Annotated in this window: 16 protein-coding genes and 1 pseudogene; 4 read left to right on the forward strand and 13 right to left on the reverse strand. The window is 48.8% G+C overall.

Annotation, left to right across the window (positions count from 1 at the left end; translation table 11 throughout):
• Nucleotides 1-31: 31 nt before the first annotated feature.
• The 8 genes from HNP82_RS05465 to cuyB form a co-directional block, all read right to left on the reverse strand.
• A complete protein-coding gene (locus HNP82_RS05465; protein ID WP_183772319.1) occupies nt 32-1,600 on the reverse strand; it encodes a DUF5597 domain-containing protein in 1,569 nt (522 codons plus the stop codon).
• Nucleotides 1,601-1,964: 364 nt separating this feature from the next.
• Nucleotides 1,965-2,672 carry a tRNA1(Val) (adenine(37)-N6)-methyltransferase gene (locus tag HNP82_RS05470; protein ID WP_183772630.1) on the reverse strand — a complete coding sequence of 236 codons (708 nt, stop codon included), beginning with the start codon at nt 2,670-2,672 and terminating at the stop codon, nt 1,965-1,967.
• Nucleotides 2,673-2,704: 32 nt separating this feature from the next.
• Complete coding sequence (locus HNP82_RS05475; protein ID WP_183772321.1) at nt 2,705-3,607, reverse strand: PSP1 domain-containing protein; 903 nt, start codon at nt 3,605-3,607, stop codon at nt 2,705-2,707.
• Between the two features lie 3 nt (nt 3,608-3,610).
• Nucleotides 3,611-4,600 (reverse strand): DNA polymerase III subunit delta', encoded by a 990-nt coding sequence (gene holB / locus HNP82_RS05480; protein ID WP_183772323.1) that lies wholly within the window; start codon nt 4,598-4,600, stop codon nt 3,611-3,613.
• A gap of 6 nt (nt 4,601-4,606) precedes the next feature.
• Nucleotides 4,607-5,206 carry a guanylate kinase gene (locus HNP82_RS05485; RefSeq protein WP_183772326.1) on the reverse strand — a complete coding sequence of 200 codons (600 nt, stop codon included), beginning with the start codon at nt 5,204-5,206 and terminating at the stop codon, nt 4,607-4,609.
• Entirely contained in the window at nt 5,199-6,755 is a 1,557-nt protein-coding gene (locus HNP82_RS05490; RefSeq protein ID WP_183772328.1) for an aminotransferase class I/II-fold pyridoxal phosphate-dependent enzyme, read from the reverse strand. Before HNP82_RS05490 ends, HNP82_RS05485 begins: the two co-directional genes overlap by 8 nt.
• Nucleotides 6,748-8,265, reverse strand: coding sequence for a Mur ligase family protein (locus HNP82_RS05495; RefSeq protein ID WP_183772330.1), 1,518 nt, complete (start codon nt 8,263-8,265; stop codon nt 6,748-6,750). Before HNP82_RS05495 ends, HNP82_RS05490 begins: the two co-directional genes overlap by 8 nt.
• A 21-nt stretch (nt 8,266-8,286) precedes the next feature.
• Nucleotides 8,287-9,006 carry a cysteate racemase gene (gene cuyB / locus HNP82_RS05500; protein WP_183772332.1) on the reverse strand — a complete coding sequence of 240 codons (720 nt, stop codon included), beginning with the start codon at nt 9,004-9,006 and terminating at the stop codon, nt 8,287-8,289.
• A gap of 629 nt (nt 9,007-9,635) precedes the next feature.
• Here cuyB and HNP82_RS05505 point away from each other — a divergent pair.
• The 3 genes from HNP82_RS05505 (at nt 9,636) to HNP82_RS05515 (ending at nt 12,419) form a co-directional block, all read left to right on the forward strand.
• Nucleotides 9,636-10,541 (forward strand): arginase, encoded by a 906-nt coding sequence (locus HNP82_RS05505; protein ID WP_183772334.1) that lies wholly within the window; start codon nt 9,636-9,638, stop codon nt 10,539-10,541.
• Between the two features lie 449 nt (nt 10,542-10,990).
• Nucleotides 10,991-11,431 carry a C-glycoside deglycosidase beta subunit domain-containing protein gene (locus tag HNP82_RS05510; RefSeq protein WP_183772336.1) on the forward strand — a complete coding sequence of 147 codons (441 nt, stop codon included), beginning with the start codon at nt 10,991-10,993 and terminating at the stop codon, nt 11,429-11,431.
• 16 nt (nt 11,432-11,447) lie between these two features.
• Nucleotides 11,448-12,419: a sugar phosphate isomerase/epimerase family protein gene (locus HNP82_RS05515; protein ID WP_183772338.1), complete on the forward strand. Its 972-nt coding sequence runs from the start codon at nt 11,448-11,450 to the stop codon at nt 12,417-12,419.
• Between the two features lie 83 nt (nt 12,420-12,502).
• Here the strand turns inward: HNP82_RS05515 and HNP82_RS05520 are convergent, their stop codons facing one another.
• The 3 genes from HNP82_RS05520 to HNP82_RS05530 form a co-directional block, all read right to left on the reverse strand.
• The gene (locus HNP82_RS05520) at nt 12,503-12,823 is read right to left on the reverse strand and encodes a type II toxin-antitoxin system RelE/ParE family toxin (protein WP_183772339.1); all 321 of its coding nucleotides are present in this window, start codon (nt 12,821-12,823) and stop codon (nt 12,503-12,505) included.
• Between the two features lies 1 nt (nt 12,824).
• Complete coding sequence (locus HNP82_RS05525; RefSeq protein ID WP_183772341.1) at nt 12,825-13,073, reverse strand: type II toxin-antitoxin system prevent-host-death family antitoxin; 249 nt, start codon at nt 13,071-13,073, stop codon at nt 12,825-12,827.
• Nucleotides 13,074-13,277: 204 nt separating this feature from the next.
• Entirely contained in the window at nt 13,278-13,478 is a 201-nt protein-coding gene (locus HNP82_RS05530; RefSeq protein WP_183772343.1) for a hypothetical protein, read from the reverse strand.
• Between the two features lie 211 nt (nt 13,479-13,689).
• Here HNP82_RS05530 and HNP82_RS05535 point away from each other — a divergent pair.
• Nucleotides 13,690-14,387, forward strand: a pseudogene (locus HNP82_RS05535) (nucleotidyl transferase AbiEii/AbiGii toxin family protein).
• Between the two features lie 227 nt (nt 14,388-14,614).
• Here the strand turns inward: HNP82_RS05535 and HNP82_RS05540 are convergent.
• Together HNP82_RS05540 and HNP82_RS05545 are read right to left on the reverse strand one after the other, a co-directional pair.
• Nucleotides 14,615-17,659, reverse strand: a complete 3,045-nt coding sequence (locus HNP82_RS05540; RefSeq protein WP_183772345.1) for an ABC transporter permease family protein — start codon at nt 17,657-17,659, stop codon at nt 14,615-14,617.
• Nucleotides 17,656-18,339, reverse strand: coding sequence for an ABC transporter ATP-binding protein (locus HNP82_RS05545; RefSeq protein ID WP_183772347.1), 684 nt, complete (start codon nt 18,337-18,339; stop codon nt 17,656-17,658). The genes HNP82_RS05540 and HNP82_RS05545 overlap by 4 nt, the downstream gene beginning before the upstream one ends.
• Nucleotides 18,340-18,381: the final 42 nt, after the last annotated feature.

The following is an 18,381-nucleotide window of genomic DNA, read 5'->3' on the forward strand; positions in this document are numbered from 1 at the left end:
GGTCCGAGGCAATTATCCGGTTCAAAAAACATTAAATGGTGTAGACCTCTACACTGACAGCTCCCGGCATATCCCCGAGATTAATATCCATGCGCTCATCACCGTTGAGAATACGCCCGGAGACAAAGCGGCCCTGTTCCAGACGGCCTTCCCGGGCCTCGCCGATAACAACCTCGCTGCGGTCACCCATTTTAGGATAGATGGTAAATGTATAATTCATTCCAGTCATAAGGAAGCGATCCGGAGCCAGCTCGTAAATAATTCCGGAAGCCACCGGTTTCTTCTCTTCTGTGCGGCCATAATTAACTACAATATCATATTTCTCAAAGGACAGCATAATACCGTCATCCACAGCGTTATGCTTAACAAAGGACTTCATATGAGCAGTCCCCCGGTACTCTAAAAGCAGAGGTTCCATCTCGCGGATAAATCCATAAACTGCGGAAAGGTAGGGGGCTGTAGCGCTGCAGTCCATGGCCGCCGGATCGATATTTAAAGCCATCATTACAAAAAATGGCGGTTTTTTCAGAGTTGCCGGGTCCGCGTTAATATCCTCCACCCCAAAAGGCGAAACGCCGATGGCATTGTTATGGCCAAACGCATAGAGCAGATAGCTCACCGCTCCCGGGTCCTTGCGCACTTCGGGGACAAAGAGCGGGTTGTCCGGCGCGGCATACTCGTCCATAACATCCGCGGTGTAAGGCACATAAATATCCGGGCCAAAAGTAAAGAGAGACGGCGCGCAGTGCTTCCAGATCTTATGCATTTTAGCGATAGGACCGCCGCAGGGATAAGTTCCCGGACGCCACGGATGCTGCTCCAGCCAGGCATTGGCATACATAGGCAGTTTATACTGTCTCTGTCCCGACTGGACAATGGTCTCCACCGCGTTGGCATAGCCCCAGCACATAAACATTTCGCAGGCATTCTCCCCGAAGACTTCCGGCCAGCTCTGGCCGTCCATATTGGCAGGGAAACGCTCATCCCCGTCAAACAGAGTCTTAATATCTTCCGGCACCGCCGACTGGAAAAGACTCTCAGCGCCGGCGCTGAAATCTCTTTCAGAATGAAGAACGCCGATCTCATTTTCTACCTGAAGGAAGATCACAGTGTTGTCCTCACTGTCCACGTCTTTTAAATGCTCAAGGAGCTTTCCAAAAGCCAGGGCGTCTTTTTCCACCGCCGCTTTACAGAAAGGTGAAATAATATTAAGTTTATCCCCTTTAGCATTTTCCGCCCGCCAGTATGTCTCATAGTTCCGTTTAACCCACATAGGTACATAGTTGGATTCAGAATTTTTCCACAGGCCGAACCACAAAATGACCAGCTTCATCCCTTCCCGGCGGGCCTGGTCAAGAAGTCCGTCTACAAGGGAAAAATCAAAGCCGCCCTCTGTGGGCTCAATATTTTCCCAGGCCACAGGCAGAACAACCGTATTCATATTTAGACCTCTAAGCATAGGCCATACTTTTTCTTCCATATATTCCAGGCTGGATGAACTGGAATTGTGCAGCTCGCCTCCCCGGACAAAAAAGGGTCTGTCGTCCACAAACAGTGTTTTGATTCCGTTAACTTCACCGATATAAGGTATCTTTGACATAAAAATCCTCCTCGCATATAATATAATGACACAGGCGTCAAAAGGTATTTTGACGCCTGCTTCAGCACTGATTGCTCCGTGCCAAAGCAGTGCAGTCTATGGTTTTATCATACCACTGTTCTTTCAAGTTTTCCATCCAACGATTTTGGGAAAATATATAACTATATTAAGATACCATTGCAGGATTTCAGAGAAAATACTATGATCATTGAAAAACCTGCTTTTAATTGGCTGCCAGATTATAATACAGAAAGGCGATTATGCTGGATAACCAACCTGGCGCTGGAGCGGCCATTATGACCGCATTGCCCGGGCCAGCAAAGAATCTATATTTGGGGATTACGGTTCTCCTGGGACATCCCCATCAATACCCGTAAACATCATAAATTTCTTTCGTATAAACCCCCGGTTTTTCATAAACAATGAGGGGTTTTTCTATTTTGATCATGGAGCGTCCGCCGCGGACAGCCTCGATGAGGACCATGTTTGGCTCCTTATCCACAAAAGGATAGACCAGACGCATCCGTTTCGGTTCCAGATGATACCGGGTCAGGGCAGAAAAAATCTCCACCAGCCTGAAGGGCCGGTGGACCAGATAAAAACGGCCGCCAGAGCGGAGCAGGGCGGAGGCTGCCGCCGCCACATCGTCCAGGGTACACTTAACCTCATGACGAGCGATGGCCAGGGCATCCGATGGATTTTTCAGACCATGCATATCATTCATGTAGGGGGGATTGGATGTGACCACATCAAAAGATGCCTTTGGAAACAGTTCTCCCGCCTGGCAGATATCCCCAAGGATGATATCTATCTTTTCTTCCAGGTGATTGTAGGCCACGCTGCGCCGGGCCATATCTGCGCTCTCCTCCTGGATCTCAAGTCCGGTAAAATGCTTCCCCGGCGTTTTGGCCTCCAGCAAAATAGGGATGATCCCGGTTCCCGTTCCAAGGTCAATAGCCGTCTCCCCTTTTCTCACCTGGGCGAATCCGGACAGAAGCACCGCGTCCATGCCAAAGCAGAAACGGTTGGGCGTCTGTATGATCTTGTAGCCGTTGCGCTCCAGGTCATCCATGCGCTCACCCGGCTTTAATAATCCTGTTGTTGTCACAGCGCGGATTTACCCTCCTTCTTCTCAAGAGCTTCCAGCTTTTTCAGTTCCGCGTCGTTAATGTTCATCTTCTCTTTGCGCCTTTTGGGCTTAAACTTTAACTGTTTGACACGGTACTCTTTAATCTCTTTGGCGTCATTTTCCTGGGTAATGATCACCTTAACCGTCTGACGCAGCACATTGACGTCACTGACTTCACCTTTGTAACCGTCATCGGTGGTCACTGTATCCCCGATAGACGGGAGACGGCCGTTAAGGTACTCATAAGTCTCCTGCTCATTTTTCAGACAGCACATAAGACGGCCGCACACGCCGGAAATTTTGGCCGGATTGAGGGAAAGATTCTGTTCCTTGGCCATTTTAATAGACACCGGGGCGAACTCCGACAAAAAGCTGTGGCAGCACAGCTCCCGTCCGCAGATACCCATACCGCCCAGAATCTTTGTCTCATCCCGGACACCGATCTGGCGAAGCTCAATGCGGGTCTTAAATACAGAAGCCAGATCTTTTACAAGCTCTCTGAAATCAATGCGGCCGTCGGCGGTAAAATAAAACAGCACTTTGTTATTGTCAAAAGTATACTCCGCGTCGATCAGTTTCATCTCCAGTTTGTGCTTGGCAATTTTTTCCAGGCAGATTTTAAAGGCTTCTTTCTCTTTTTCTTTATTTTTTGCCTCGATCTCATCATCCTCCGGAGTGGCAATGCGGATCACCGGCTTTAAGGGCGACACCACATACTCATCGGGCACCTGCCTGGGCCCGGTCATAACACGTCCATATTCCACGCCTCTGGCAGTTTCCACAATCACATGCTGTCCTGTCTCAACGGGCAGATCGGCGGGATCAAAATAATAAATCTTCCCCGCGCTCCGGAAACGGACTCCGATTACATTTACCATAGTCTAATTCTCCTTTATCGTTAAAAGCATTAATTCTAATGCTGTGTCAAAGTTGACATTGGCCCGCAGGCGGGTCTTTGCCTTTTCCATGGCTTTAATGATATAGTCAAGCCCCTCAAATGTGGACCTGGATGCTCTTTTGGACAGAGCGCTATACTCTTCCGGATACACTAAAAGATTGGGATCGTTGGTCAGTTTCAACATAAGGACATCCCGGTACCACACCATCATCATATCAATAATATCATAAATTTCAACTTTATATTCTGACAATTTTTTCACTGCGTCCATAACCATGTAAATATCCATATCGTCAACATTTTTCACAAGATTTAAGACAGAGCTGTGAAGCTCGTTAAACTCATCTGAGGTGGCCATGCGGATAGCCTTTCCCATATTTCCCTGGGCGTAAGAAGCACAGATGCGGGCTTTATAATCGGGGATCTCATATTTTTCAATAAGATACTCCTGAATCTTCCCCGTAGGAATGGCTTTCAGACTTAATGTGACGCAGCGGGAACGTATAGTCTGGAGCAGATCGTCCATATTGTTCGTCAGAAGCATGATCACCCCGTAGGAAGGCGGCTCCTCAATGGTCTTTAACAGAGCGTTCTGAGCCTGGGGTGTCATTTTCTCAGCTTCATCAATAATATAGATCTTATATTTGCTGCTGTAGGGCTTTATGGCAATGTCATTATTGACCTGCTCCCGAATGTCATCCACGCCGATACTGGCAGGCTTTTCATGAGTCACCCACCGGATATCCGGCTGATTACCGGATTCTACCTGACGGCAGGAGCGGCACATCCCGCAGTTGTCGCCATAGCCAGCCTCACATTGAAGTGCCTTGGCAAACAACTTTGCCAGCATATTTTTCCCGGTTCCGTCTTCCCCGCAAAAAATATACGCATGACTGATTTTTTTATTTTTCAGAGAATTACTTAAATGTTCAATGATCTGTTCATGTCCGATCACATCTTTAAAACTTGCCAACAACACTCACCCCTTTTTAATCTCTTCTTCAATATCCGCCTTAATCTGGCGGACACACTGTTCTAACTCTATATTAGCATACCTTTTTATAATGCCACAATCCCCGATTTTTTCTTCCGAAAAATCTTCGCAGTCTGCCAGGAAACGACGGCACATTTCAGCGTACCGGGGCTTTGTCTGGAACTGTTCCCGTTTCAGAGCCCTCAAAAGCCGCTGTCCGTCTTCCACTTCCACATAGACGGGACGCATGATATCAGGGCCGAAATAGTTAAGCATCTGTCGGTAAGCTTCCAGTGTTCCGATAATAATGTAATTATTTTCCGGCGACAGGCAGATCTGTCCGTCGTCCGCTGTAAAATACCGCCACAGCCCATGAACCGTATGGTACGCCCGGTCCTCTATGATCTTTCCGGATTGTTTTAAATCCTGAAAATGCCTTTCATCTGTAAAATAATATTCGACGCCGTCCCGCTCGCCTTCACGTATGGGACGGGTAGTATATGGGACTACAGTGCGCAGCCCAAGTCCGGGATCTGCCGCCAGTTTTTTAAACACCGAGTCTTTACCCGACGCGCTTTTACCCATGACGCAAAAAATTTTACTCATCAATATTTCCTCCCGGCCCGATCTCCTTTTCCGGAGCGATGACCGCCATGCGGGGTTCTTCTTTTCCTGTCTCCCCTGTTTCCAGTCCGTGAACTTTAAGCCCTGCTTTTTGAAACCTTACTACCTGGGATGGCATTGCCTTTGGCACCTGTTCTCCGGGAACGATCATAGGTATTCCCGGCGGATAGATATAGACATACGTCTGGCTGATATGTCCCGGCGCGTCTTTAAGATCCACCCAGACACACTCTCTTTCCGCAGCCTGTGCGCTATTCATCACTGGTATCGCCGGGCGGTTCAGATTTTCTTCCAGAAGGGTCCCTTTGCCTGTTGCCAGGGAGCAGTCCTTCCCTTGGGTCTGTACTCCGTCATAATCTTCCAGCCTTTCATCCAGGGCAAAAACCGCCTCTTTCAGCCGGCGAAAACCCTCATCGGTATCGCAAATACTGGTCATGGCCAAAACATAGTCCGCCGACGCCATTTCCATCTGAAGATGATAATCTTCCCTCAAGCGGTCATAAAGCCAAGGTCCCATACCCGCACGGCAGGTCACATAAAAGACCAGCTTGGAGAGATCATAACCTTTAGCGTATTGAAAGTCTCCGGGCATTAAAAGCCGCATATTTTTAAGGCCCCTACAGTCCTGATAAAATTTCTCCAGCCGTCCAAAAAACTGGGAAAATAATGGCCCTGCCTGATCTTTCAACAATGAAACACACTGATCCATGGCCGCCATCATCACATAGGATGGGCTGCTCGACTCATACATAGACAGATATTTCTCCACCTTCCGCTCATCCACCAGGCCCATGCAGCGGTGGAGCAGAGCGGTCTGGGTCATGGACGGCAATGTCTTGTGAAGACTTTCAATAACCAGGTCCGCCCCAAGGGACACCGGTGACGGAAAAAAATCCGGACTGTATCCCAGATGAGCGCCGTGGGCGCTGTCAACAATAAGGGGAATCCCCGCCTCATGGGCCACCCGGACCACAGCCTCCACATCGGAAATGATCCCTTCATAGGTGGGAGATGTGATGACCACCGCTTTAATATCCGGATAAATTTCCAGAAGCCTTTGAACCTCCCGTGCCTCCACGCCCTCATAGATTCCATATTTCTCATGGAGCTTAGGATACAGATAGACCGGGTTAAGTCCCCTAAGTTCGATGGCGTTGTACACCGCCTTGTGGCAGTTGCGGGCCAGGAGAATGCGCTCCCCCGGACGGACGCAGGCGGACACCGCCGCCAGTATGCCACAGGTGCTTCCGTTGACCACAAACCATGTCCGTTCGGCCCCCCGGACGCGGGCCGCCCTTTCCTGGACTTCTTTTAAAATTCCATCGCTGTGGTGAAGATCATCAAATCCGTCAATTTCTGTAATATCTATAGAATTAACCGGCGGAAGGGTCATAAACGCAGGATTCCTCTTATGTCCGGGCATATGAAAAGGGTATGCGTCCGACTGCCCGTAATCCCACAGCGCCGACGCCAGTTTCCCCCGAAAGCTTTTTTCTTCGCCAAAACCTGTTGTTTTTTTCACATCAGCCATGGGTACGGTCGTACTCCTCTATAAATTCCTTGGTATATGCCACGTCTGAAGGGCAGTCCACATATTCCCTGCCATACTTCTGCCGGGTTTCATTGCCCTTGCCTGTGATCAGAATGACAGTTGGTTCTTTTGTCTCCAAAATAGCCTTTTTAATGGCCTCACCGCGATCCTCAATCATCTCGTAGGGACAGTTCTGAGCCTGAACATACTGGGCAATATCCCTGGAAATGTTTTCCACCGGCTCCTCCCCCGGATCCTCGGCCACAAGATAGATCATGTCCGAATATTTACCGGCCACCGTACCCAGATCTCTGCGGCGGATATATGCCTTTTTCCCAGGACAGCCAAAAATAGTAATAATTTTGCGGCCCTTATACTCCTCCAGGGTAGATTCAAAAAGTTTTTCAAAACTCAGCTTGTTGTGGGCATAATCTACAATAGCCACCACTTTGTGATCCCGGCTGTGGTACAGTTCCATACGTCCGCTGGATCGGGCCCGTTTCAGTCCGGAATACATGTATTCCACAGGTATATCCAAAACATAGGCAATGGCAATGGCTGCCAGAGCATTTTCCACATTAAACAGTCCTGGCATCTCAAGAATAAACTCCTGGTCAAACCGGTCGCAGGCCACATGGAATATAGTATCCATGCCATCCTTGCGGATACCGTAGCCCCGGATATCCGCCTCCGGCTTTGTTCCAAAAGTGACCACGCTCCCGGCATTTTTCGCAGCCTCCATAATCCGCCCGATCTCATCAGAATCCAGATTGACGCAGGCGGTTTTTGTCTGTGAGAATATCCGCAGCTTTGCTTCCAGATAATCATTGAAATCCGGATGCTCTATAGGACTGATATGATCCTCTGAAATATTGAGAAACACGCCCACGTCAAAAGTGATTCCATCCACACGATCATATTTCAGCGCCTGGCTGGACACTTCCATCTCCAGGTAGGTGATGCCGCTGTCCACAGCATGGCGAAAATGTTCCATCAGCTCCACAGATTCCGGGGTTGTAATATGGGACTCTTTTTTTACAACGCCATCGTACACATCAATGGAGGAGATCACCGCGCTCTCACGGCCTCTCACCGCGGCCATGTAATCGTCAATAATAGCTTTAATATAGTAGGCTGTGGTTGACTTTCCCTTGGTCCCGGTAATACCGATCAGGTTCAGTTCTTCCCATGGCCGGCAAAAATACAGATCAGCCAGATAAGGCATAGCCCGGCGAATATCCGCCACTAAAATACATGGAATGTCCACATCGTAGGCGGTCTGGCTCACATAGGCGCAGGCGCCCCGGCTGCAGGCTTCTCTCAGGTAGTCTGCCTTAAAAGCCGCGCCTTTGCAGATAAATAATGTGCCCTCCGACACCTCTTTTGAATTATAAGTCAGCCCTTTAATCAGCGGATCTCCCAAAATCTCCGGCGCGCCTTTGGCCAAAAGTCCGCTATCCTCAAGACACTGGATGTATTCTGATAAATGATACTGTTTCAATTCTTTCATTTTATTATTTTATCCTCCCGATTACTGATAAACCGCTCCGGAGCGAAGGATCGCTTCCCGGATCAGCACATCCATGGCGTCCAGGCAGCAGTCCGGGACTTCATGAAAATGTTTATATACCGACAGCTCCGTACATGCCAGAATGACCACTTCGCAGCCTTTCTCCCTGGTAAGCTCATCCACCACACGGTTAAACAGATGCTTGCTTCCCCGCTCACCGGCTTTGATCTCGTCATAAATAATGTGCATCACATCTTTCTGCCGCTGAGCCCCCGGATGTACCGCCGTCACTTTGGCACGCTCACATTCCGCGTCGTAAATCCCCGTGGCGATGGTTCCGTCAGTGCCCATAATGCCAATGCGCTTCACATTCTCAAACTTGGCCCTGGCATAGCGCACACTCTCCCGGACCATATGGATGATTGGAATATGTACCGCTGCCTGCATCTGTTCATAATAATAATGGGACGTATTGCATGGGATAGCGATATTGGCCGCCCCCGCCTGCTCAAGCATCTGGACATCCTGGATCAGCGACCGGATCAGCTCATGATCCTCCCCGGTCAAGATGGCTTTTGTCCGGTCCGGCGTAGTCGCGTGGCTTAAAATAATCATATCAATATGCTCCTGGTCGCAGGACGCATCTGTATGTTCAATCACTCCATTGTAAAAAAAATCTGTGGCCTGTGGTCCCAGACCTCCCAAAACCCCCAATGTTTTCAGCTTTCCAAAATTTATCATAAGGACGCCTTTCCATTCCGCTGCTGTCCCCAGGGTGAACAGCGGCATTTCTCTTCATCTTGTATACCAAAACGAATACAAAACCTGTTTTCCGCTCATGATAAGAAAGGGACCGCAGCTTTTGTATTCGTTTCCGCATAGTTACCGTATAATTATAGTATATCCAAAACTGCACTGTCAATATTGGAAGCGTTTTCCACAGCGCTCACAGACAAGGTGCATCCTGACCCTTATGCGAGCATAAATCAGTCTGCACCTTGTCTGATGGCTGAACGGTTCAGCCCGCGCCATTCGCAAAGCCGCGCTAACGCGCTGACCCGCGGCTTACGCCGCTCCTTTGCTCATGTTCCGGCGCTCCGCTCACAGACAAGGTGCATCCTGACCCTTATGCGAGCATAAATCAGTCTGCACCTTGTCTGATGGCTGAACGGTTTTTGCAATTTATTAATTGATTCTTTACAAAAAGTATGCTATATTGAAGATTGTATTTATCAAGCGAACACTTTGGCCGGATTGTCCGGCCAACACAGAGTACAGGGATTAGGATCAGAAGATATCCACTGACGCTGACCCAAATCCCTCGCCAAGACTCTCGAAGGAGTCTTGAATTATGGATTACGGAGGTCATTATGTATAGTATTTATGGATGTCCAATGCATTACGGAGTAGGCGATGAAGGTCTGATCTACAGCCTGGATTATTTGAATCAGTATTATGATCTGAACATTCCTATCGTGCCGGAGATCACCATGCCTGATAAGCACCTTGCTAATCTGAAAAACTTAGACAGCGTGGTAGCTACATGCCGAAACATTGCCAGACATCAGCACCATATCATCCAGCATCACGACACACCCCTCTTTATCGCCGGAGATCACAGCGCGGTCATCGGTTCCATCTCCGGGACAAGTGTCAATTATGAAAATCTTGGACTTATCTGGATCGACGCCCACCCGGATATTAACACAGACCAGACCACGGTTACAGGAAATATCCACGGAATGCCAGTTGCCGCCCTCCTTGGCATGGGCGAGAAATCTCTGACAAATATCCTTTCCTCCTCACCAAAGCTTCGGCCTGAGAATATTGTCATGCTCGGTCTCAGAGACATTGACCCTCCTGAGCAGAAATTCCTGGACGAGCTTCATATCAAATATTATACTTATGACGACATCCAAAAGACGGGACTTACAACATGTATTGAGGAGTCCATCCAGTATTTATCCCATTTAAAAGCGATTCATCTGAGTTTTGATGTGGATTCCATGGACCCGGATCTTATGCCCGGCGTCTCTGTACCTGTCAAAAGCGGCTTTACAGTAGACCAGGTCTATGAGATGATCAACGCTTTTCTAAACAGACTCCCTATTGCAGCTATGGACATTGTAGAATTTAACATGACCCACGATGTGGATCACCGCACATCGGACTTTGTCAACGGGCTGATCCATCATATTCTGGATATGAATGAAGAAAATACCATGTTCTACAATAATACGGATATTCTTCACAACCAGAAAGCGGCTTATTATTAAATCTTATCCTGTTTTTTATCTTTTCGGGCAGTGAGTCCTGGGAATATGTTTGCGCAGCCTTTTAGGCACAAGCATCTAAAAAATCCCACGGCCTCACTGCCCGTTAGCTATATCCAGAAGGCCCTCAAAAAGCCTGCCCCTCAGCCCCGATGATATCCACAGATTTCATAGCCCGCTTCCAATATCAGAAACTGATTTTCATTTTTTGCCGACGCCAAAATACAGCTTTTGTGATATGATAAATACATAATAATTATTCAGCTATACGGCTGGTTTAATAAAAATTCGGCGCAAGTTTACTTGCAGAGAATTTATGAATAAACCAGACATATGGCGCCAAGCCAAATCCAGGATTCAGCCGCGCAAACGGCGGTAAAGCTGTGTTAGCTGCGAGAATCATAAAAGGCACGGCTGAATAGTTACAATATATATAGTAGGAGGTATACGCTATGGGATTAGAAATGAAAATGGCCTTTACGGATGTTATCCGTCCGGGCACATTAAAGAATTACTATGTAAATGGCAAGATCAACGGTTACCAGTTTGACGTCCGCCTGGGCTATTACCGGGGACATTACCTTTCTGTCATCGACAAACTGGCCGTGGAAGTTGACGGAGAAAAAGCAGATGATTTAGATGTGACCTTCTGTGTCAACGGCAAAGAATTTGCTCCGGCAGAGCTGAAATATCAGTTTTCCGAGTTCTGGACGATTCTGACGCCGGCTACCATAAAGGTGCGCAAGCCCGGCGGACTGAGCCAGGGAGATCATGATGTCAATCTTACTCTTATGCTTCACAGTCCGTATATGCCCCTGCCGGGAGCCACAGAGCCTCATCAGTACACACCTATCAATAGCTGCGACCGGAAAACCGTAACATTATCGGAATAAGAGGGAGGTAAAGGACATGACAAAGATCAAATTAGGTGTAACATTATACAGTTATACAGCAGAATATGTCAGCGGACAATATACTTTTGAAGACTGTGTGCGCCGCTGCGCGGAATTGGGCGTTGACGGCTACGAGATCGTGGCCACACAGATGATCCCCTCCTACCCTTATGTCAGCGATGAATTTTTAGGGGAAGTCAACCGGCTGAAAGCCGAGTACGGCGTCCGGCCCATCAGCTACGGCGCCAACACCGACCGTGGTATGCGCTTTGACCGGGACTTAAATGATGAAGAACTTCTGGCCAGTACCATCCGGGATATAAAAGCCGCTCACAAGCTGGGCTGCCCGGTGATCCGCGCTCAGTATCTCCTTTCCCCCAAGAACCTGGTACAGGTGGCCCCTTACGCCGAGGAGTACGGCATTAAGATCGGTATTGAAATACATAACCCTGAAACCCCATCCACACCGGCTATGGAAGCCTACCTGGAGGCCATCGAGAAATCCGGCTCCAAATACATCGGCTTTGTCCCCGACCTGGGCGCATTCGCCGACAAGCCAAACGTCGCCAGCTATCAGGGCGCTCTGGAGCAGGGAGCCAATAAGGAAATGCTGGATTACGCCGTTTCCCTGCGCTACGATGATGTTCCAATGGACGAGGCCCAGAAACTTCTGGAAGCTAAAGGCGCCGATCCTATTGTTATGAGTTCTTTCTTCAACATGTACGGCTTCCTCACCTTCCGGAAGAATCCGGATTTTGAAGGTCTGAAACGGATCATGCCTTACGTCTTCCACGTTCACGGCAAATTCCACTGCATGACCGAGGAGGGCAACGAGCTGAGTATTCCTTACGACAAACTGCTGCCCATCCTTGATGAAGCCGGTTACGACGGCTACATCGTCTCTGAATTTGAAGGCCACAGCACTATGCCTGCCGCCCAGGCTGTAGCAAAACATATCGCCATGGAGCGGAGGATTTTGGGACTTTAATCAGCATTTTGCATGTGTAAAGCTGAACAGAGGGGCTGCGGCACTAAGTAATTAGTGCTGCAGTCCCTCTGCCTTTGGCGCTTTCACAGGCAGTCATCAAAAAGTATGCGCAGATAGTCCCGCCTTCCATAAAGGACACGATCAACATAAACCGCTGTGTCAATATGCCGGTAAAACGCCATATAATTTCCGGATATTACAAAGCGATACTCCGTTTCTACATCTATCGCATCAGAAAGCCTGGCCCCCATGTCTGGAAAATCTTTTAATTGATCAATTATATCCAAAATATTGTTAACAACATTTAATGCCGCAGGCGGATTACACAATTCGGTTTGAATATATTCATATATTTCATCTAAATCATTGACGGCCTCTGGGGAATAATAAATTTTACATACCATCTTACTTCTCCCCAAAACGGGTTCTTACATCATCGGACAGAACCCATCCTTTTTCCTCTCCAGATTTTTTCCCCTTTTCCAGGGCATTCAGCAACTTTATCGTTGCTTTCACTTTTTCATAATCCTTCATATCAAGAATTGCATAACGTCCGCGCCCATTTTTTGTCAGAAATACCGGAGATCCCACAGTAACATCTCTCAAAACTTCCGAATAATTTCTTAAATCAGATATTGGTTTAATATTCGGCATAAAATCACCCCGCTCTCTTAAACTATTTCCCAGGACTGAGTTGTTACTTTATATTATATTAATATACACCTTTTTGCTGCAAAAAACAACATAAAATATAATGATATATTTACAGCAAACATACTTATATCTAGCCAAAAGTAATATACGCTTAAACTATTCATCCAGAGAATAATTTAAGCGTATATCTGAATAATCCCCTTTTCACAACCACAATCTGTACAGCGCCACTTCATCAGTCTCCCTGTTGGCAGACAGAATATAATCCTCCCCATGATTCGTAAATTTATAGACATTGGCTGAACCGCAGTCTTTATCTATGTACTCATAAATATATTCTTTTCGCTCCTTATCCCAGGTAAAAAGAATGAGATTTTTCTCCCCTTCCCTGTGTCCGATAACCACAGCCGGGCGTCCGCAAATCATGCCGCCAAAAATAGAGTGGGAAAATGGGGCCGGATTTTCATAACAGGTGGCTGATATTGCGGCTTCCGTGCTTGCACGGCTGAAAAACAAGGCTGCTGAAAGCGGCAGAAGCTATCAGCTCTGCTTGCAGCTTTTTTTTCAGGAAGAATTTCTCCGCCGTCTGGAAAAATCCAAATATGCTGAAAGTCTCGTGTTAAAGGGCGGGTTATTCCTCTATTCTCTGACTGATTTTGACAGTCGGGTAACGGTGGATGTGGACTTTCTGCTTCGGCAAATACCGAATACGCCGGAACAATTAAAATCCATTTTAGAAGATATTATCGCTGTTCCCACCGGCAATGATTTTGTAACCTTTGAAATCAAGGATATTGCCCCTATTGCTGTCACTAAAAAGTATGCGGGAATCGGCGTCTCTATCACTGCCCGTATCAAAAACACAAGAACGCCGTTTAGCATTGATTTTGGCGTAGGAGATGTCATTGTTCCGAAACAGGAAAAACGCCGGATACCAACGCAGCTTCCAGATTTTGAATCGCCAACGGTAAATACCTACTCTGTTGAAGAATGAAAGACTACTACGATCTTTATTATATCGCTAACAATTTCGATTTTGACGGTTCAGTACTTACCGAGGCTCTCAGAAAGACATTTGCTAACCGTGAACGCAGCTTCACTCTTGAGCAATTTAATCAGGTTATGAGTTTTGCCGATGATGCGTTCATGCAGAAGAAATGGAAAGCTTTTATCCGCAAAATCAATACTAAGACAGACGATTACAGTATCGTCCTAAAAGCAATAAGGAATTTCCTTGAACACCCTTTTGCCGCGGCAATAGAGAATAAAACATTTGCCGGGCATTGGTCTGCTGCCAATAGCAAATGGATTTAACTGGGAGGAACAGGCGGGCTGATCATGCCCGCCTAAAGACCATTTCGCCTTCATCCGCGGCATAAGGAAAGATCTGCTCTTTGCGCGGTAAAAATCGGCGCAGGAAACGTCATTATGATAATTATTATGACGTTTCCTATTATTAACGAAAATTAAAAATGTTTTATCCCTGATCTTAACGAATTTTAAAAATGTTTAGCAACAATTCATCTTATCTATACAAACTCTTATTCCTTCTCCGAGAGCAGATCCATGAGCCGCACCCGGACCGAGAGAATGACCGAGAGAGCGCAGCCTGCCAGATAGCACAGGAAAAATCCACCGGCTCCGATCCATCCGGAAGGGGTGCCTGTCACCGTGACGATCAGCGCTCCAATAGCACTTCCCGCCAGACATAACAGGGCCTGCTCCACAAAAAAGATAAAAAAGACACGGTGCCCTGATGTTCCAAGTCCCCTAAGAACGGCAAATTCCATCCTCCGGCTTCCCACCATGAGCCAGGAAATGACAAAGCCCAGCAGGCAGACGGCCCCGAACAGGGCTGGAAACAATATCCCGCAAAAACTGATGAGCCGCCCAAGGCCGCCCACAGTCTCCACAAAGGACTGATCCGACAGCACGATGGTCAGACGGTTGCTGCCAAGGATGCCCGGCTGGCTGACGCCATTGTCCGCCAGAAAATTTCTGAAAGCATCCAGATCTCTGGCCGAATCCAGCGTAAACCGGCATGTGGAAAAACTGGTCATTCTGCAAAGGTAATAATCAAGGCCCTCCGAGTTCCAGTAAGCCTGTGCGCCGTCGGATTCCATGTCAGCAGCCGCTTCAGTGACCTCATTTTCCCCGGAGTATGAGTTCCCATCGGTTTCAAAATATCCGGGGCTGATGGCAAAGGCCAGGGGCACATAAATATCTTCCGTATCATTTTCCGTGCATGCACCCACTACTTTAAGATCAATGGGAACTTCCATACGAGCGCCGTAAAATGAATCCATCTGAAAATATACTGTAAATACATCCCCCAAAGACAGATCTCTGGCATCCAGGAAATTTTTGCCGACAACACAGGGATAGTTTTCCCATTCCACCCCTACGCCCGATTGGCTGTAGCTTATACTGGCATCCACCGGATAATATTCATCAGACATGAGAAAATCCTCATTCCAGCCTTCCAGCCATTCTACAGCCACTTCATCATCATAGAAGAAATCAGGGGCGGCTAAAAGGGTATTCAATGCCGTGATAGTTGGCTGCCTGGCAATCCAGTTCCTCTTTGTTTCCTCGGCAAAGCCTCCCCGGCCAAAGGGCGGCATATCCTCATCAAACCAGTAATGCCAGTTCAAAGACAGGCCGATATCTTTAAGGTATCCGGAACTGGCCAAAAGCCGGGCATTGTTCCCGTTAATCACAATATTGACAGACTGACGGCCATTGGTGCTGGTTGCCCGCCCGAAAATCTGAGACGTATCATAAAGGCTGTCCATCTGGGACTGCCACCCCTGGGATACAAAAATCAAAATTCCAAGAAATATCGTCAGAACCCCGGATGCCACGGCCACGATCACAGAGCGTCCGCCGCCCCGGCGGCAAAATACAAAAGCATACCGCAGCACACCCCGGCCTCCCACAGATGTCTTGCCACGGGGGATGCGCACCTTCTCTTTCCCCTTCTCAGGCGCGGAGCGGCTCAATGCCTGTGATAAAAACAGCAGGCAAAACACCAGCGCCGCCCCAAAGACTGCCAGAGCGGAAACAAACGCCGGCCACAGCGGCATTTGCGTCATCTCCACAGGCGTGATCGTCGTCCCCATGGCAGATTCGCTGTAACGGTGGTCAATGGTATAAAGTTTTTGTGCCGCGCCAAGAGCCCACCGGATCATGCCTCCTGTAAAAGCGCGCCCCAAAACAGCGCCCAGGATAGCCGCAGCCGCAGCGATCAGCGACGCGCCGGATATGAGCCAGAGACGGATTTTCGCCGAGGGCGTCCCCAGAGACCTTAAAATCCCCACAGTCTCTCTCTGGCGCCCCACAAACAGACTGGCAAACAGCACAAGAACGGCAAAGGCGGCGCAGGCTGAGGCCGCTGCCACGGCAAGAGCCGTTGTTTTCATAGCCTCAAAAGGCTGGGCGGCTGAAAAATAGCCCTGGTCATAAAGGGTTACAGAAATCCCCTCCGGCATCATTTCCCGGATCTGATCTGCCGCCTGGCGGGCCATCCCATTATCAAGCACTGCCATCCCCAGGCAAAATCCAAATAAAGGCTGGGAAAATCCCCCTTCCCCCTGGGATACCCAGATTCTTCCGGCCCAGTCATTAGACAGGGAAGTTATTCCCACCACTGTCCATGTTTTCTCCACACTATTTTCAGAAACACTGAAGCGGTCATCTTCCTGGGAATCATAAAGATTTACATGAATTTCGTCTCCGGGTGTCAGCCCCATCTGGCCGGCCGTTTTTCCATCAATCACGCACACGCCCGCTTCTCCCGCCTCCGGAAACCGGCCCTGGGCCAGGGTAAGTATGCCCTGATGAAACTCTTCAAGGGCCCGGGGCGCGTCGGATGCCGTAATACGGACATAATTATTGGCGTTGGCGTAATATCTGGCCATTTGGGTAAAAATGCTGTCAGTAAATGCCGGGTCGTCCTCCCCGGAAACTTTATAAAAAGCCGTTTCGCCCGTGTCAAAATCCACCAGGGACAGCGTGGGATTACTGGTGCCGCTCTCGGCGAAAACGCCGTGAAGCAGATAAGAGGCTCCGTCCTCCGGCACAAAGTCCGTATCGCCCACATCCACCATAAACATGGCCCCCCGGCCTTCCTGATTGTAGAGCGTCTGAACAATGCGGGCTGAATAAATGGTACTCCCATTTGTTGTATTTACCGGATAAAATCCTGTGGCCTCCACGATCGCACGGCCTTCATAGGGAATCTCCCCGTCTGCGCGCTCATAGCCCTCCATCTGCCCCAGTGTTTCGTCGGTCTTCTCCCAAAGCAAGACCCCTTCTATCCCGGACAGCACCTGTCCGTCAATCCTGTCCATGGCCGATCTCGCCTTTGGGTCTGCTCCGTCCTCATCGGGATAATTCTCATCCATGTACTCCACTAAAGCCATTGACGTGTACCGCTCATCCATAAGGGCAAGGGTTCCTGAAGAATAGACATACATGCCAAGGCTCAGTGTCAGACTCAAAGTCAAAATTACGATCAGCGCTGTAAAAAGCAGGGTTCTTCTCCGGGCTCTTAAAGTCGTCCGGATACTGTTGCGAAGGATCATTGGCCAGCCCTCCCATCCCGGATAATCCGGCCGTCCCTAAGTTCGATCACCCGGTCCGCCCGGCCTGCCAGCTCCATATCGTGGGTCACAATGATCACGCAGTAACCCATGTCATGGGCCAGCTCTAAAAGCAGCTCAAAAATACGCCAGCCATTTTCCGTATCCAGATTTCCTGTGGGCTCGTCAGCCAGAAGGATCTTCGTATCCATCCCAAGAGCCCGGGCAATGGCCACCCGCTGCTGCTCCCCGCCGGAGAGCATGGTCGGAAAGCGTCCTAAAAGTCCCTGGGAAAGGTTGACCTTCTGCGCCAGTTCCCCGGCCCGCGCCCGAGCGTCCCTGGCCTTCATCCCCCTCAGCTCCATAGGGTACATAATATTTTCCTCCACAGTCAGCAGAGGGATCAGTCGAAAACTCTGATAGATCACCGCAGCCTTTTCCCGCCGGTAAGTGGACAGCCGCATCCGATCTGTCGCCGTCCCCTCGCAGATCACCTGTCCGGACGTGGGCAGATCAAGGCCGGCCATCAGTGACAAAAGGGTTGTCTTGCCGCTGCCGGACCGCCCCACAATGGCGTTGAGCGTCCCCGGCTCAAACGCCGCGCTTACCCCCTTTAAAGCTTCCTCCCTCTGATATTTTGTCTGATAGGTGTAATAAACATCTTTAAGCTCCAGCACATTCATGATCATGAACCTCCTCCCCCTGTTTTCTTACTCCTGCTCCCC

Origin of the sequence: Catenibacillus scindens (assembly GCF_014202115.1) — a bacterium.
GTDB classification, from domain to species: domain Bacteria; phylum Bacillota; class Clostridia; order Lachnospirales; family Lachnospiraceae; genus Catenibacillus; species Catenibacillus scindens.